At 52.7% G+C, this 17,616-nt stretch carries 10 protein-coding genes and 1 pseudogene; 4 read left to right on the forward strand and 7 right to left on the reverse strand.

Features of this window, described 5'->3' with window-relative positions; genetic code table 11:
• Positions 1-30 precede the first annotated feature (30 nt).
• Entirely contained in the window at positions 31-2,673 is a 2,643-nt protein-coding gene (gene polA / locus N24_RS07320; protein ID WP_096459914.1) for a DNA polymerase I, read from the forward strand.
• A 1,322-nt stretch (positions 2,674-3,995) separates the two neighbouring features.
• Here polA and N24_RS07330 read toward each other — a convergent pair.
• Positions 3,996-4,781 carry a class I SAM-dependent methyltransferase gene (locus N24_RS07330; protein WP_096459918.1) on the reverse strand — a complete coding sequence of 262 codons (786 nt, stop codon included), beginning with the start codon at positions 4,779-4,781 and terminating at the stop codon, positions 3,996-3,998.
• A 251-nt stretch (positions 4,782-5,032) separates the two neighbouring features.
• Here N24_RS07330 and rpsA point away from each other — a divergent pair, with 251 nt between their 5' ends.
• The 3 genes from rpsA to coaE all read left to right on the forward strand — a co-directional run bounded on the left by rpsA (position 5,033) and on the right by coaE (position 9,669).
• On the forward strand, positions 5,033-6,493 hold the full coding sequence (rpsA, locus tag N24_RS07340; RefSeq protein WP_096455663.1) for a 30S ribosomal protein S1: 1,461 nt from the start codon (positions 5,033-5,035) through the stop codon (positions 6,491-6,493).
• Positions 6,494-7,007: 514 nt separating this feature from the next.
• Positions 7,008-9,056, forward strand: coding sequence for a glucose PTS transporter subunit IIA (locus N24_RS07345; RefSeq protein WP_096455665.1), 2,049 nt, complete (start codon positions 7,008-7,010; stop codon positions 9,054-9,056).
• A gap of 10 nt (positions 9,057-9,066) precedes the next feature.
• Entirely contained in the window at positions 9,067-9,669 is a 603-nt protein-coding gene (coaE, locus tag N24_RS07350) for a dephospho-CoA kinase (protein WP_096455667.1), read from the forward strand.
• A 123-nt stretch (positions 9,670-9,792) separates the two neighbouring features.
• On the opposite strand, the gene N24_RS07355 is transcribed toward coaE, so the two are convergent.
• The 6 genes and pseudogenes from N24_RS07355 to N24_RS07385 all read right to left on the reverse strand — a co-directional run bounded on the left by N24_RS07355 (position 9,793) and on the right by N24_RS07385 (position 17,486).
• The gene (locus N24_RS07355; RefSeq protein WP_231910928.1) at positions 9,793-10,464 is read right to left on the reverse strand and encodes a hypothetical protein; all 672 of its coding nucleotides are present in this window, start codon (positions 10,462-10,464) and stop codon (positions 9,793-9,795) included.
• A gap of 159 nt (positions 10,465-10,623) precedes the next feature.
• Positions 10,624-11,562: a uridine-preferring nucleoside hydrolase UriH gene (gene uriH, locus N24_RS07365; protein ID WP_096455671.1), complete on the reverse strand. Its 939-nt coding sequence runs from the start codon at positions 11,560-11,562 to the stop codon at positions 10,624-10,626.
• Positions 11,563-11,592: 30 nt separating this feature from the next.
• Positions 11,593-13,044 (reverse strand): uridine transporter UriT, encoded by a 1,452-nt coding sequence (gene uriT / locus N24_RS07370; RefSeq protein WP_096455673.1) that lies wholly within the window; start codon positions 13,042-13,044, stop codon positions 11,593-11,595.
• A gap of 13 nt (positions 13,045-13,057) precedes the next feature.
• Positions 13,058-13,979 (reverse strand): annotated as a pseudogene (rbsK1, locus tag N24_RS07375) (ribokinase RbsK1).
• Positions 13,972-15,012 carry a transcriptional regulator UriR gene (gene uriR / locus N24_RS07380; RefSeq protein WP_096455675.1) on the reverse strand — a complete coding sequence of 347 codons (1,041 nt, stop codon included), beginning with the start codon at positions 15,010-15,012 and terminating at the stop codon, positions 13,972-13,974. Before uriR ends, rbsK1 begins: the two are co-directional and overlap by 8 nt.
• A gap of 446 nt (positions 15,013-15,458) precedes the next feature.
• Complete coding sequence (locus tag N24_RS07385) at positions 15,459-17,486, reverse strand: glycosyltransferase (protein ID WP_096455677.1); 2,028 nt, start codon at positions 17,484-17,486, stop codon at positions 15,459-15,461.
• Between the last annotated feature and the right edge of the window lie 130 nt (positions 17,487-17,616).

Here is a 17,616-nt window from a genome sequence, read left to right on the forward strand (position 1 = left end):
GGCGTGACTGAGAAGACTGACCAGACCTTAATGCTTATCGACGGCCACTCGATGGCTTTCCGCGCATTCTTTGCTTTGCCGGCTGAGAATTTCTCCACGTCGGGTGGGCAGGCCACAAATGCTGTCTATGGCTTTCTCTCGATGCTTTCTACTTTGTTGAAAGAAGAGCAGCCGTCTCATATCGCTGTGGCTTTTGACGTGGGGCGGAAGACTTTCCGAACGGATATGTTCCCTGCATATAAAGCCCAGCGCGATGCCGCTCCACCTGAGTTTAAAGGCCAGGTGGAGATCCTCAAGGAGGTGTTGGCCACTTTGGGTATCACCACCATTGAGAAGATGGATTTTGAGGCTGATGATGTGATCGCCACGTTGTCTGTGGCGGCGAAACCTTTGGGCTTTAACACACTGATTGTTACGGGCGACCGTGATTCTTTCCAGCTGGTTAATGACACCACCACGGTGCTGTACCCGATGAAGGGTGTATCGGTGTTGCACCGCTTTACTCCGGAGGCGGTGCAGGAGAAGTATGGTTTGACTCCGCAGCAGTACCCAGAGTTTGCTGCGTTGCGTGGTGATCCTTCGGATAACTTGCCTAATATCCCAGGTGTTGGTGAAAAGACGGCCACCAAGTGGATTGTTCAGTATGAGACGTTGGATAACTTGCTTGATCATGCTGATGAGATCAAGGGCAAGGTGGGCGATAGCCTTCGTGAGCGCATTGAGCAGGTGCGGATGAACCGCAAGCTCACGGAGATGGTCAAGGATCTGGAGTTGCCTGTTGCTCCTGATGAGTTAGAAATGAAACCGGCGCAGGTTGCAGAGGTCGCTGCGAAATTTGATGATCTGGAATTCGGCACTAATTTGCGTGAGCGAGTTTTGGCTGTTGTCAAAGCCGAAGGATCTGCGGCCCCCGTTGAGGAAGTGGAAGCGGAAGAGGTTGTCGTCGATAAGCAATCTTTGGCGCAGTGGCTGCCTGCCCGCGCTGGCCAGGCGCTTGCTATAGCGCTGACTGGCGTGGCTAAACCCGCAGGTGGTGATACTTACGCGTTGGCCATTGCGGATACCAAGCGGCATGCTGTGTTGGTTGAAGTGGCCGATATTTCTGCCGAGGATGAGCAGGCGCTGGCGACTTGGTTGGCGTCTGAGGACCCGAAAATGCTGCACGGCGCCAAAGCCGCCTACCATATGCTCGCCGGTCGCGGTTTTGAGCTGGGCGGCGTTATCCATGACACGGCCATCGCGGCCTACTTGCTGCGTCCGGGCCAGCGCACCTATGAGCTTGCCGACGTCTACCAGCGGCATCTTCAACGACAGTTGTCCACTAACGATAACGGTGGTCAGCTGGCTTTGCTGGATGCAGCCGATGACCAATCGCTGGTTGATGATGCGATTGCAATTTTGGAGCTTGCTGAGGAATTAACTAAACAGCTTCAAGAGATCAAGGCGTTTGAGCTTTATCATGACTTGGAAATTCCGTTGTCTGGAATTTTGGCGCGCATGGAAGCAATTGGCATCGCGGTTGATGTTGACACTTTGGAAGAGCAATTAAAGACATTTATTAATCAGGTTGCTCAGGAAGAAGAAGCTGCCCGCGAATTAGCTGGGGACCCAACGCTTAATCTGTCTAGTCCAAAGCAGTTGCAGGTTGTGCTGTTTGACACCTTCGGAATGCCGAAAACCAAGAAAACAAAGACTGGTTATTCCACTGCAGCGGCAGAAATTGAAGCGTTGGCGATCAAGAACCCACACCCATTCTTGGATCACTTGTTGGCGCACCGTCAATACCAAAAGATGAAGACCACTCTGGAAGGTCTGATCCGTGAAGTCGCTGCTGATGGCCGTATTCACACCACCTTTAATCAAACGGTGGCATCAACTGGACGTCTATCCTCGACCGATCCCAACTTGCAGAATATTCCAGTGCGCACGGAGGCTGGTCGAAAGATTCGTTCTGGATTTATTGTGGGCGAAGGCTTTGAAACCTTGCTGACAGCCGATTACTCCCAGATTGAAATGCGCGTGATGGCGCACCTGTCCCAGGATCCAGGTCTTATCGAGGCCTACCGCGAAGGCGAAGATCTCCACAACTATGTGGGCTCCAAGGTGTTCAACGTGCCTATCGACGGCGTGACACCCGAGCTCCGCCGCCAAGTCAAGGCAATGTCCTATGGTCTTGTCTACGGACTATCAGCATTTGGATTGTCACAGCAACTGAGTATCCCTGCTGGTGAAGCAAAGAAAATTATGGAGTCCTACTTCGAGCGCTTCGGTGGCGTGCAACGATACTTGCGCGAAGTTGTAGAAGAAGCCAGAAAAGAAGGCTACACCGAAACGCTCTTTGGTCGTCGCCGCTACCTGCCGGAATTAACCTCCGACAACCGCGTTGCCCGTGAAAATGCTGAACGCGCGGCCCTTAATGCACCAATTCAAGGCACCGCAGCTGACATCATTAAAGTTGCCATGATTCGAGTGGATAGATCATTGAAGGAAGCAGGTGTGAAATCACGAGTGCTGCTTCAGGTTCACGATGAATTGGTTGTCGAGGTTGCCCCTGGCGAACTCGATCAGGTCCAAGAAATCCTCGAACGCGAAATGGACGGTGCCATCAAGCTGTCGGTTCCTTTGGAAGTATCGGCAGGTCATGGTCCGAACTGGGATGCGGCAGCGCATTAAGTAGTGGCGGCCTTGGTGGTGCTTATACTTTGACTAACTTGATTTAGGGGCGTTTAAGCGGTCGGGTTTTGAGAATGAGTATTTGTATCACTCGGGACCCCAAAGGCTCTTAAACGCGATTCTGTGGGCTTACTTTTTTGAAGGCGCCAAGCCGAATTTTTGGTAGACCAAACAGCCGTGACAAGAATTGTGGAAAATTCGAAATCGTGTCCTCTATGTCTGGTTTATGGCTTGCTAAACCAAACTGTTCTGTGTCAAGACGTTGTGCACGCTTAAGGTCATGACCTTGTTCACGCACAATGTCATGACCTTATGCACGCACAGTGTCATGACATTGTGCACACCCTAAGACCCCACCACAGGCATAATCCCAGGCTGCTGACAATAGATTGATACCTACCTGAGGCGCTCAGAGGTACACGATCATCACATTCGACCCATATACCCCGCGCAGTCCATCAATCACAGGGTTCTGAAGTCGGCTTAGAACCTCCCCCGGAAGGCTGTTCCTGCCCGACTGGCACAACGGATAGTTTCCCAAGGCCAAGTCAGCCCACTGAGCGAATGTGAACCATCGATTCCATGAGCGGGCTACTGTTCTTGCCAAGGGTGGGTCTCACATCAATTTGCTGCAGCATTCGTGGAGTGTGGATAAGCCACCCGCCACCGCTGTGGCAGCGTAAACGTGATGAGGCAAAGCATCGATTCAACTCACTCGAGCCCGGGGGATCTACTGCACTAAAACTGGTACTCGGGTTCAGGTTGGTGTGCACACCGCTACGGATCAGTGTGTGCACAACCTAGTGAGGTAGAACGTGCACAAGGACTAGACATTGAGTGTGCACAACGTGCTGACACTTTACATTGCTAAACCAAACATACATGCCAAAATTTCCCCGAAATCGAAAATCTTAGCACGCCTGTTTGGTTTCGAAACCCGACCTGGGTGAAATTAGTGCCGAAGTATGCCCGTTTACGAGGTCGCGTCCCTGGGCCCGGCATGAACCAGACCAGGAGACCCAGAAATCACGTTTTCGACCTTTGTGGGTCTCCTGGTTTGGTGTATCGCGTTCATTACCAAACACAGAGACCCAACATTTAAGTTTTTGAAGATTCTGGGTCTCCTGGTTTGGTCGCACTCAAATTTCGGCCTCTAACCCTAAAGGTCACACCTCCCCAGAAGCCCGTTTAAGGGGTTTTCAAGGTCAAGCGCATACCAAAGCTCATCTAAGAAAACTCGGGGCCTTAAACAAGCGATAAACGTAAACTCGTATTTTCATGCCAACTGTTTTGGGAAGCTGCCAGCGCGTAAGCTAGGTAGTTCAGTCATTTGGCCTATAGGTTGCGACGAAGATGGCCGTACCTGGGAAAAGTTTGCCTCGAAGAGGTGACCATTGGCCCCAGTTTTCATCCAAGTCTGCTGGCCATTCGGGTTCGATGAGCTGATTGAGGTGGAGGGAGGCGTCGAAAAGCTCTTTTATTCGCGCGCCCATGGTGCGGTGCTGTTCTGCATAGCTTAGGTTGCCGGTTTCCTCGTCTTTTTCGACGTAGCCGCGCTGGTCGAAGTAGCTGGTGATCGCGGTGAGGCCTGCGGGGCCGGGATCGTCGAGGAAGATCCAGCGCATTGGGTGGGTGATGGAGAAAACAAGGCGACCGCCGGGGGTGAGTACGCGGGCGATTTCTTTCATGAGTGCGGCAGAATCTTCCACGAATGGAATGGCGCCGAACACGGAAAAGACCACGTCAAAGGAATTATCGGCGTAGGGGAGTGACATTGCATCGGCCTGGACAAGATGGGCGTTATGGTCGTGGCCGGCATAGGCGAGCATGCGGGAAGAAATGTCGAAAGCGGTGACAAAGGCGTCTGGAACATCGTTGGCCAACCACCTAGCGCAAGGTGCGGAACCGCAGCCGATCTCTAGAATTTTCTTGCCGGCGAGCTCTTCGGGGGTGCCAAGAAGCCGTTCGTCTTTTTCATGAAGCATCTCGGGGCACCAATAAAACTCACCGTAAGTGGAATCGGTGCCTAAATAAGAAGGGTGGCGCTCGTGATAGTCGGCGGCATCGATATCCCACCAATAACGATTTGCTTGAGAAAATGGACTCAATTGACGCTTCACGCTTTTCTCAATGTTCCCATCAGTATCATATGTGCCCATTTTTGCAATTCTATTTGCTCTAGCTGCAGAAACGGCGTACTGTTTGTAAGGCGTGTCGTTGCGTTACGTATCGGTGTGTTCATGTAGGAAAGCACACAGAGCGTGCACGTGAGATCAAAACCCCGTCTATACAGGGCATTTGAGAGATACAGCATCCTGTCCATTATCTAATTTCCTATCCATTTCGGAGCAATTTACATATGCCCACCAACAATGCACCTCAGGTAGCCATCAACGACATTGGCTCTGCTGAGGACTTCCTCGCAGCAATCGACGCAACCATCAAGTACTTCAACGATGGCGATATCGTTGAAGGTACCGTGGTAAAGGTCGATCGTGACGAGGTACTTCTCGACATCGGATACAAGACCGAGGGTGTCATCCCATCCCGCGAGCTGTCTATCAAGCACGATGTCGACCCAGACGAGGTCGTCGAAGTCGGCGACCAAATTGACGCACTTGTCCTCACCAAGGAAGACAAAGAAGGCCGTCTCATCCTTTCCAAGAAGCGTGCTCAGTACGAGCGTGCTTGGGGCGCCATCGAGGAGCTCAAGGAAAAGGACGAGCCAGTTACCGGTACCGTCATCGAGGTCGTCAAGGGTGGCCTCATCATCGACATCGGACTGCGTGGCTTCCTGCCTGCTTCCCTCGTTGAGATGCGCCGCGTCCGCGACCTGGACCCATACATCGGCCAGGAGCTCGAAGCTAAGATCATCGAGCTGGACAAGAACCGCAACAACGTTGTTCTGTCCCGTCGCGCATTCCTCGAGCAGACCCAGTCTGAGGTCCGCTCCGAGTTCTTGCACCAGCTTCAGAAGGGCCAGGTCCGCAAGGGCGTCGTCTCTTCCATCGTCAACTTCGGCGCATTCGTCGACCTCGGCGGTGTCGACGGACTGGTTCACGTTTCCGAGCTTTCTTGGAAGCACATTGACCACCCATCCGAGGTTGTCACCGTTGGCGACGAAGTCACCGTTGAGGTTCTCGACGTTGATCTCGACCGCGAGCGCGTATCCCTCTCCCTGAAGGCAACTCAGGAAGATCCATGGCGCGTCTTCGCACGCACCCACGCTGTGGGCCAGATCGTGCCAGGCAAGGTCACCAAGCTTGTCCCATTCGGTGCGTTCGTTCGCGTCGAAGAGGGCATCGAGGGCCTCGTTCACATCTCCGAGCTGGCTCAGCGCCACGTTGAGGTTCCTGACCAGGTCGTCGCAGTTGGCGAAGAGGTCATGGTCAAGGTCATCGACATCGATCTCGAGCGTCGTCGTATCTCCCTCTCCCTCAAGCAGGCTGACGAGGACTACACCGAAGAGTTCGACCCATCCAAGTACGGAATGGCTGACTCCTACGACGAGCAGGGTAACTACATCTTCCCTGAGGGCTTCGATGCAGAGACCAACGAATGGCTCGAAGGCTTCGACGAGCAGCGTCAGGCATGGGAAGCACGCTACGCAGAGTCCGAGCGTCGCTACCAGGCTCACACCGCTCAGATCGAGCGTCGTCGCCAGCAGGCTGAAGAAGCCGCAGCTGAGGCACCAGCAGGAAACTACTCCACTGATTCTGCAGAAGACGCACCTGTCGCAGAAGCAACTGAAGAGTCCGCTGGCTCCCTGGCTTCCGATGAGCAGCTCGCTGCTCTTCGCGAGAAGCTCGCAGGCAACTAAAAGTTCCTGCACCTCTTCGGGGGTTTACTGACGTTGACAGTAAACCCCTGACAAGAGTTGCTCCGCATAACACCCCGCGCTTTTTAAACTTTTAAGGTTTTATACCTTAGGGTTTGGAAGGTGCGGGGTGTTTTGTTTCTCTGGTGATATTGGTTATTAAGAAGACATCTCAGACATCTCGGACATAGATAAACGTAATACCTTTTTGTTTTATGTGGATTTGGCTTGTTTTGCGTTGGTTTCAGGCATAGGATGAGTGGTGACTTATCGCTTAGTTGGCACAAAGTGTGACCCATTTCGATTTTTCGTGATGGAACCTGGGGAACCAGGTAAAAAATTTTGCCAAATTGTGCAAACGTTTTCTCAACGAGGCAAGATCTAACCACCTAGGCGATAGGCGCTGAGGAATCGAATCCCGGTTCTTTTTTCGGCCGATTTCGTAACGGCATGCCCCTTGTCTGAACAAAGCTTATTAGCTCAGATAAGACAGGCCCTACGTTTAGAAAGGTTTGACATGGCGTCTAAACTAACGACGACATCGCAACATATTCTGGATAATCTCGGTGGTCCAGAAAACATTACATCGATGACTCACTGTGCGACCCGCCTTCGTTTTCAGGTGAAGGATCAATCAATTGTCGATCAGCAAGAAATAGATTCTGACCCTTCCGTTCTTGGCGTTGTCCCCCAAGGTTCCACAGGCATGCAGGTGGTCATGGGTGGATCTGTTGCCAACTATTACCAAGAGCTACTCAAACTAGACGGCATGAAGCACTTCGCTGATGGCGAGGCGCAAGAAAGCTCATCTAAGAAAGAATACGGGGGAGTGCGCGGCAAGTACTCCTGGATTGACTACGCGTTTGAGTTCTTATCTGATACTTTCCGCCCGATCCTTTGGGCCTTGCTGGGTGCCTCATTAATTATCACCCTGCTTGTTTTGGCCGATACATTCGGTTGGCAAGATTTCCGCGCCCCAATGGATGAGCAGCCTGATACCTATGTGTTCCTGCACTCCATGTGGCGTTCGGTCTTCTACTTCCTGCCGATTATGGTTGGTGCGACTGCAGCTAGAAAGCTGGGCGCAAATGAGTGGATCGGTGCTGCAATCCCCGCTGCACTTCTGACACCAGAATTTCTTGCGCTGGGCTCTGCCGGTGATACTGTCACCGTATTTGGCCTGCCAATGGTCTTGAATGATTACTCCGGCCAGGTCTTCCCACCGCTGATCGCAGCGATTGGTTTGTACTGGGTCGAAAAAGGTTTGAAGAAGATCATCCCAGAAGCAGTCCAAATGGTGTTCGTACCATTCTTCTCCCTGCTGATTATGATCCCAGCTACCGCATTCCTGCTTGGACCATTCGGCATCGGTGTGGGTAATGGAATTTCCAACCTGCTTGAAGCAATCAACAACTTCAGCCCATTTATTCTCTCCATCGTTATTCCATTGCTGTACCCATTCTTGGTTCCGCTTGGATTGCACTGGCCACTGAACGCCATCATGATCCAAAACATCAACACCTTGGGCTATGACTTCATTCAGGGACCAATGGGTGCTTGGAACTTTGCCTGCTTCGGTCTAGTCACCGGTGTATTCTTGCTCTCCATTAGGGAACGAAACAAGGCTATGCGTCAGGTTTCTTTGGGTGGTATGTTGGCTGGTTTGCTCGGTGGCATTTCAGAACCTTCCCTCTACGGTGTCTTGCTGCGCTTTAAGAAGACCTATTTCCGCCTCCTGCCAGGTTGTTTGGCCGGCGGTATCGTGATGGGTATCTTCGATATCAAGGCGTATGCATTCGTGTTTACCTCTTTGCTCACCATTCCAGCGATGGACCCATGGTTGGGCTACACCATCGGTATTGCCGTTGCATTCTTTGTCTCCATGTTCTTGGTTCTTGCACTTGATTACCGTTCTAATGAAGAGCGCGATGAAGCTCGTGCAAAGGTTGCTGCTGACAAGCAGGCAGCGGCCGATAATCAGGATGAAGCAAACGCAACCACAGCAACCACCCCAGCCGCAGCTACCGCAGCTACCGCAACCGCTGCAACCGCCGCAGCAGGTGCAACCGCTGTAGCCACCAAGCCAAAGTTAGCTCCAGGTGAAGTAGTTGAAATCGTTTCACCACTTGAAGGCAAAGCAGTTCCACTATCTGAAGTGCCAGATCCGATCTTTGCTGCTGGCAAACTGGGTCCAGGTATTGCGATTGAACCAACCGGAAACACTGTTGTGGCACCAGCTGATGCAACGGTAATCCTGGTTCAAAAATCAGGCCACGCTGTGGCATTGCGTTTGGATAGCGGAGTGGAAATTCTAATCCACGTTGGTCTTGATACCGTCCAGCTTGGTGGTGAAGGGTTCACCGTCCACGTTGAACGCAAGCAGCAAGTCAAGGCTGGGGATCCGCTGATCACCTTTGATCCTGACTTCATTCGCTCCAAGGATCTACCTCTAATCACTCCAGTTGTGGTGTCCAACGCCGCTAAATTCGGCGAAATTGAGGGAGTTCCTGCAGATCAGGTAGATTCTTCCATGACTGTGATCAAGGTCAACGGCAAGAACGAGTAATCTGGAATCCATGTTGCGCATTGGATTAACAGGAGGGATCGGCAGCGGTAAGTCTACCGTTGCCGATCTTTTGTCATCTGAAGGATTTTTAGTCGTCGACGCGGACCAAGTTGCCCGCGATATCGTTGCACCCGGACAACCGGCATTAGCAGAGCTAGCTGAAGCTTTTGGTGAAGACATCTTAAAGCCAGATGGAACTTTAGACCGAGCGGGTTTAGCAGCCAGAGCATTTATTAACGAAGAGCAAACAGCTCTGCTCAATGCCATTACCCATCCCCGAATCTCTGAAGAGTCTGCCCGCCGATTCAACGAAGCCGAAGCCCAAGGTGCCAAAGTAGCGGTTTACGATATGCCGTTGCTTATCGAAAAAGGCCTTGACCGCAAAATGGACCTCGTCGTAGTTGTTGATGTCGACGTCGAAGAACGGGTTCGCCGATTGGTAGAAAAACGTGGACTCACAGAAGACGATGTGAGGCGGCGTATTGCTTCTCAGGTTCCCGATGACGTCCGATTGAAAGCCGCTGACATCGTTATAGACAACAACGGAACGCTTGAGGATCTGCGCGCTGAAGCAACCAAATTGATTTCTGAGATCCTAAGTCGTGTGAATTAACCCTGAAAACTCTTTCAAATCCACAACCCTCGGACTGTTGCCATCATGGCAGCTCTGAGGGTTTTTCCGGTTCTTGCAGCTACCCGCAGCTACCCGCAGCTACCCGCAGCCACCTGCAGCCACTTAACGACTCCGCAACTTAGCAGTGTGCGTTCGCAGCCTTTCCTGAATCGCGCTGATAAGAGATGCGTGGTTGTCATTGCAGCTTTTAATTTCATGAGCCAAGTCCGCCAGATTCATCGAAGCAGAATCAGTGGACGTGATCCGCTGTTCCACTTCGAGCGCTTTGTCTCGCAGTTGTTCGAGTTGCAACCCAAGCTCAGCGGCAGAACGCAAAATATCGGTGTTATCGCCGGTGGAGGTGAGAAATTCCGACCACGTTTCCAAAACATTTGTGAGGTGATTTTGCTCTTTGAGTACCGCATGCCGGAGTTTTTCTAAGTCTTGGCCAATGACATGTGCATCTGCGGACGTCGGAATAGCAAAAGCTCGCGGCGCGATAACACCACGGCTTAAGTCACTATGAGTTTCATCCGCCAGTTGATGCAACAGTGAAGTCAGAGCCATGTGGGTGACTGGTGCCCAGCGTTTCTCAACACTTCGCTGGTGAAACCGATCAACAAAAACCGTCGTCAGCAAAAATGACACAAGACCTGCAGCGAGACCGGAAAGAATCACGATTTCTTGCCAAAAACTTGTCGATATATCAATCCACACAATAACGACAATGAGCGCCAGCGCCCCAATTGCGGTAATAATGCGCAAGACAGAGGCCTTGGTTAGAGAAATACGCATCGATTGCCTCATTTCAACTGGGCGAGTAGGCAGCTTATGCCCTCGACCATAGCTGAGCCAGGTCAGCGCGCAAGGCTTTTTGCTTTTCGACGCCCCGTGCCACTGACTTCCACAAAAGGCGGGCGCACCCACACCGACCGGGTGCAAGTGCGCCTGGTTTTAGCCGATGCGTTTTACCGCATCGATGACCATGTTCCAGAATTTATCAAAGTCAAGGTCCACAGCTACTTGGGTGGTGCAGTCTGCTGGAGCTGGTGCACGGAAATCTGCCACGGTCATTCCGGTGGTAAGTGCTCCGTACAGTTCTACATCAAGGGGCGCCTTGCGGGTGGTGAACACCGTGGGGTCAACGAGGTAAGCAACAGCACAAGGGTCATGCACGGGTGGGTTCTCAAAGCCTTGAGCGTCTTGGTAGTTCTTGCGGAAGGCGTCGAAAAGCGCGACGACGAAGTCGGCGACGTCGGTACCTAGCTCGTTGAGCTTGGCTTCGATCTCAGGTGTTGCAAGCGCCTGGTGGGTGAGGTCGAGGCCGACCATGGTTAGAGGCCACTTTTCGTTGAAGACGATGTGGGCTGCTTCTGGGTCGATTTTGATGTTGAATTCAGCAACAGCAGTCCAGTTACCGATGTGGTAGCCGCCACCCATGAGAACTACTTCTTTGACACGTTCGGCGATGGCTGGTTCTTTTCGGACTGCCAGTGCGATGTTGGTCAGTGGTCCGGTGGGGACCAGCGCTATTGTGCCGGGCTCGTTGTTCATGATGGTATCGATGATGAAATCTACCGCATGGGTGCCTTCTACCTGCTTAGTTGGTTCAGGCAGTTTATAGTTATGGATTTCCATGCCGGTATCACCGTGGATGTCTTCAGCAACTTCAACCGGACGCACCAATGGGCGGGTAACCCCACGGTAGATTGGTGCATTGATATCAGCGATGGTGGCCACGACCTGCGCATTGTGGGTTACTTTATCCAAGGTTTGGTTGCCGCCGACAGTGGTGATGCCCAGCAGTTCAATTTCTGGGCTGCCGGCTGCCAGCAGCATGGCTACAGCATCATCGTGGCCAGGGTCGCAGTCGAGGATGATCTTGGTAGTCATAGAAAAACTCCTTAAGTTAAATCGATGGGTCTAGTTGGCTGCTTGCGCGGCTTCTTCAGCTTGGGCTTTGGCTGCCACTGTATCGGTGATCGATTCGGGGCGTGGGATGAGCAAAGAGCACAAGAAAGCCAGGACCAAGATGATCACTCCGGCCCACATGCCTGCGGTATATCCGCCGCCGTTGTCACTGAATGCCGTGGAAACTGCGAAGAGGATGGCGAAGGAAATTCCTGCACCTAGGTTGAATGCACCTGCGTTCATGCCAGGCAGATAGCCTTGGTTGTTGGCAGGAGAAAGCACGATGCCGAGGCCGTTGAGCATGATGTTGGCAATACCCGCGTAAGTGATACCCACAAAGATGGAGATGCCGAGGTATGCGAGGTGAGATGTACTTCCGACCAGGAAGGTGGCTCCGGCAACGCCGATGATGGTGGTAGCGATACCAATTTGCAGGACGATCTTGTATCCCAATTTACCGGCGAGAATTCCTGCGATTGGACCGAATACCAAGCCTGCCAGCGCATATGGGGTTAACGTCCACCAAGACACCACACTCGCTGACATACCGGCACCGTTGGCAGCGTCCTGCGCAAGGTTGGGCAACAGGCCATTCATCACCGCGAAGACACCAGTCATGGTGAGCAGAGTGCTCAGCAGGAGCGCCCAAGTACGTCGTTGACCAAGGTATTCGACGCTGACCAGCGGATTTTTAACGCGTTTTTCAATGTTGTAGAAGAAGATGACTCCGGCAACGCCGATGATGAACAGCACAACCACCAGGATCCAATTTGCTTCACCCAGCTTTCCGGCTTCATTGAAAGCCATGAGCAGGGATCCGATAGAGATGGCCAGTGGCAGCACACCAACCCAGTCCATCTTCGGGGTTTCTTCAGCAGTGGATTCCTTCACACTGAAGGGAAGCACAAGGGCGGCAACAGCACAGAACGCAGCCATCACCCAGAAAATAGAACGGAATCCAAGAGTTTCAGCCAACCAACCACCAGCAATGGCATCTACTCCGCCGATACCACCGTTTACTGAGGTAACAATTCCGAGGAGCAGTGCATATTGCTTTTCGTTGGTTACTTGTTGGCGCAGAATGATCAGACATAGTGGCACGGTGGGGCCAGCAACACCTTGAATCAGACGACCCAGGAAGAGGATGGTCACATTGGGAGCAAAGGCAGCGACAACACATCCAATACCGGTAACAATCATCATGCCGACCAGCACTTTGCGACGACCAATCAGATCACCCCAACGCGGCAGGAATAGGGAAAACAGTGCGGCGGCTGTGAAGAAAGCAGTCTGCGTCATGCCGATTTGGGCGACCGTTGCATTAAGTTCAATTTCCATTGTCGCCAGTGCAGGTGCCAGCATAGATGCGTTGAGCTGGAAGGCGAATACCGCGACCAGCAGGGCGATCATCAATGGTACAACTGTGGTGGCCGAGGTTTTACTCGGCTGAACAGGAAGGGACATTAGAGCTCTCTTTTCAGTGAGTGTTTAAGGGGAGTTCAGTGGTTAGGGTGGGGTAGGAAGCTTGAGCGCCCGGCTTGGTGGCGGCATAAGCGCCAACTCGCGCAGAAAAGGTCGCGGCTTCTATGAAGACAGCGCCTTCAGAGAGCTTTGCGACGAGAGCCCCCGCAAACGCGTCTCCACTTCAGGTTGTGTCGACTGCTTCGATTTTTCAGGTGGGGATTGCCGTGAGTTTACCCGGCATGACAACCAGTGCACCTTCGGCACCAACCGTCATCACCACGGAAGCAAAACCATGCTCCAGCAATTCCGTGACCAAACCTTGGAGGATCCGAAGTTGTCGCTGGTGTTTCGAGGCTGTCCAGTACCAGAGCACCTTCATGTTCGTTGACCAACAATGGAACAGCACGACGCAGCTGAGAATGTCCCACGGACACAACTGGAGCCAGATTGATCACGACACCTGCTTGCGACAGATCAACGGCACGCTCGAAACCATCGGCAGGGATCTCACCCTGAAGCAACACAATGCCGGCGTTCTCAATGAGCTCGGCGTGTTTGTCAACAAGCTCTGCGTTGACCCAAGCGTTAGCAACAGGGATGACGATGATGTTTTCACACATCGTCAGACACCGTAATGATGGCAAGACCAGGGGGATTTTCCACAGTGGCAATCGCGGACATATCTGCTCCTGGTTCACGCATGTGGCTCAGTGCCTCGCCAAGCATTTGATCAGTTCCAACCGCACCGATCATGGTGGCTTTGGCATTAGTTGCGCTGCCGCGACTGCTTGGTTTGCACCTTTGCCACCAGCGCTAACTACACCGCCCCTGCCCAGGAGGGTTTCTCTGGGATCAGGGTGGCGTTGAACTTTAGCGGTGAGATCGGCATTGATGGATCCTATTATGACAATGTCGGTACCGGTTGAGTTACTCATTAGAGAGTTCATCCTTCTTCCTTAAAGTGGAATTGATGATTGATTCACGATGAATGAGGGCAGTGGGGATCGTGGTTGTCGTGATGCTGGGCACCGTACCTGCTATTAATTCGGTCAGGATAGACACTGCTCGCTGGGCTAGTTGTTCCACATTTTGATCAATCACTGTCAACGGTCGAGGTTGGAGGGTAAAGAGCGGATGGGTATCAAAACCAATCACGCTGAGATCCTTTCCGATAACCAAACCAGCGTTATGGCAGGCTTCAATGACACCGATCGTCATCATGGAATCACCCGCAAAAAGAGTTTTAGCTCCCTGGTTGAGCAATTTCGTAGCACCGTCAAATCTAACGCTTTGCTCGTACCCACCCAGAAAAATGAGCTGCTCGCCGATTTTGCAGTTGGCACAGGCTGCTTTGAAACTTTCTAATCGTTCGCGACCTGTCGAAGTATCCATGGGGCCAGAGAGATAGCCGATCGGCGCAGCGTTGTTGTGAGCTAGGAGTTCTACGGCTGCGTCGATTCCTGGTTGGGGATTGGACGTCACCGATGGGATAGTGGAGCCTGCCGGGAGCTCTCCGTCAACCAACACTACGGGCATTCCTTGCTTCTGCAAGTCTTCTAGTTGATCCGCGCATTCTTCGTTGGGCACGCAGACGATTCCATCAACACCATGCGAGGTGAGAAATTCCAAAGATCCAGACATGGTAGTGGCATCTTCATTACTGTTGGTGATAATCGTGGCAAGTCCGGCATTGCTAGCAGTGCGTTGAATCTCGGTAACCATGGCAGCGAAGTCGTGGTTAATCAAACTGGGAACAATCACACCAATGGTGTTGCTGCGGGAACTGCGAAGCGCACGAGCTTGAGCATTTGCCCGGTAGCCCAGATCAGAGGCTAACTGCTGGATTCTTTCACGAGTCGATGTCGCAACCGCCGGATTATCCGCCAGTGCTCGTGATGCTGTGGCGATGGAGACACCTGCTTGACGAGCGACATCTTTCAGAGTCGGTCGGAAATTTTCCGTCGCCACGATGCCTCTTTATCTTATTGCCTACCTCTATGTAATCGTTTACATAACCTATTACGTGCAAGGCTACGTTGGCAACAGGGGCAGAAATCGGGGGAATATTTTCATCAAGATGATCCGTTTGCCCGAATTGGGTCTGTGATGTCTCCACTTTGGCGTTTAAGGGTTCGATAGCTCATGTTCGGCGAGAAACGGCAGATGGATTTTTCCGAATGTAACCGGCTAGCCAAGGTATTTTGCTCCATAAGCGTAGACGGTGAACTATTACATTTCGGTTCTTACCCGAGACGTGGAAGCGAGCACCAAGTAAAAGCCCTACGACTAGTCTCCCTATCAGATATGACATTTAGACGCTACAACCAAAGCGATGAGAAATCTTCTCTTACAACTCCAATCCTCCCAAAGCCATATCCGGTTGAAAATGGCCTTGATGGTAATCGCAAAGGGGATCACCAGCTGGCAAACCATCTTTCTAATCGTAATGATCCCTGCCACGGATGCATCTGGGTGTGGATAATTGCGGGGGTTTGGCAAGTAATCCGCTTATATCGGATTTGCCCTACATTCCGGTTTTTGTAGCGCAAAACTCCGTGGCCACCGAGCTGCTCCACACGCAGGAGGCATTCTGCGAGATCCGTGGGAGGGCAGAGGGGTTGGCTCAGTTCGATGCTGATTCTCCCTGTTGCAAAACCCACGCGTGGATCGGCTTGGAATAGCTCGGACATGGGACTCACCACACGAACGTCACCTGCTTGGAGCCATGCTGCCACCACTGGTTCGGGAGTATTCCCTGGAAGGGAAACAACAATGTCTTGTTGCTCGAAAAAAACACCGGCAGGGCGCGCTATCGGGTGAGTTATGCGAGAAGCCAGGGCGATAGACTCAGCATTTTTCTGGGCGAGCTTGTCCATCTCAGGCTGGACTCGGACATCCCACTCCGGCTCAAGGTGATCGGCGACGGCTTCGGGATCGTGAATGAAGATAGCACCGGTGTTCCACAGTCTCCATCCGAATTCCCAGTCTTCTCCACCATAACCAATCATTGTTTCGTCGAAGCCGTCGACCTGAGAAAACAACTGCTTCGAGGTACCTAGCACTGAGGAAATAATGAAGCGCCAGGAGGTATCATCAGATAGGCGCAGGTGGCGGGTATATTCCCAGGCGTCACGGAGCCACTGCGGTTCTACTCCGTCCTGAAGACGGGTACCCACCACCACACTGCGGGGATCAGCTGTGATCCATCTGCTCATCGCACTTAAATACCCAGGGCGGGGGACCGTATCGCCGTCGAGGAAAACTAGCACCTCGTGAGAGGCTGCCCGGGCACCTAAGTTGCGTGCGGCTGCTGCACGAAACCCCTGGTCTTCCTGGCGAACTACCGTTATGGGCAACGTCGAGGTAACCTCAGGCGAAACGTCGGATCCGTCGTCGGCGATAATAATCTCCACGTTGCCTTCATGGTTGTTTTTCTCGATCCCTGCGATGACTTTTTTTAAGGAGTCGAAGTCGTTGTAATAGGGAATTACGACGCTGACTGCTGCCGGATCATCAACTGGGCTCGGTGGTATGTTGCCACGCAGCCATGGTCCGAAATGTGTGATCCATAGATCCTGCCAGGAGGTGGAAACCTCCTGCCACCCCCAGGTAGGGAGTGTGTTAACGCGCTGGGTAAATTCTGGGTCTTTGGCTGCTTCGGCGAGCGCAGAAGGCCAATCGTTAACCACCACCACTTGCTCGGGATGATTATCTGCAACCTCACGGGCATAATCGCTATCGGCTACCAACACACGTCTCCCGGCAGCGAGCCAGCGCATTAAAGATCCTGATGCAGAGAAGTGTCGGTGGGCGCATACGGGGATGGCAATGCGGTCCATCTCCGCCCACAAGTCAGCATCGGAAAGGTAACCGGTAACTTCCACCCCGGGCAACTCCATGTTCTCATGGCCTAAGGAGTACGTGCCCAGTGCGCGAACAGAAAGTCCGTCCACCTGCCGCGCCGCTGTGACAATGGTCTCATGGCCTTTGCCTGGATAGATAAAACCGAGGACGCCGACAGTACCAGGCTCCGGGGTGCTGGCGGGGTCGGGTGCCTCAGGAAGGGGTAGAGCAATGACATGTATATCGCTGTCGAAGAAGGAAGCCTCGTGGAATGAGTTAGTCACCGAGAGGTCAGCCATTCGGGCCAGGCGCTGGTAAGCATTACTGCGGCGTTCGAAACGCTCCAGTCCTTCCTCGGGTTGAGGTACGTCATGGAAGGAAACACTAAACGGATGACCTTCTACAGCTGCCAAAACGGCATCCACTGCGGACTCCGGATCGGGCCCGAAAAGGTGGTCGGTAAACGTAACATGGATCGGGCCCGGGGGAAGGGTGTCCTCAAGGCCAGCTTGGAGGCCGCCACTGTGAGCTGCTAGTAGTCGCGCGTATTCGGTTACACCGTGTTCTGCGGGACCTACTAACAGGTGGGTGATATTCATCCGTAGCGCTCCTTCTTTAGCCAAGCATTGCATCGGGCAATGATCTGCGACTTTATCAAAACCTACTGAGGCTGCGGGGTGTAATTGCCATAGATGGTCATCGTTGTGGTTCATCGATTCCGTTCATCGG

The organism is Corynebacterium suranareeae (assembly GCF_002355155.1).
Classification (GTDB): domain Bacteria; phylum Actinomycetota; class Actinomycetes; order Mycobacteriales; family Mycobacteriaceae; genus Corynebacterium; species Corynebacterium suranareeae.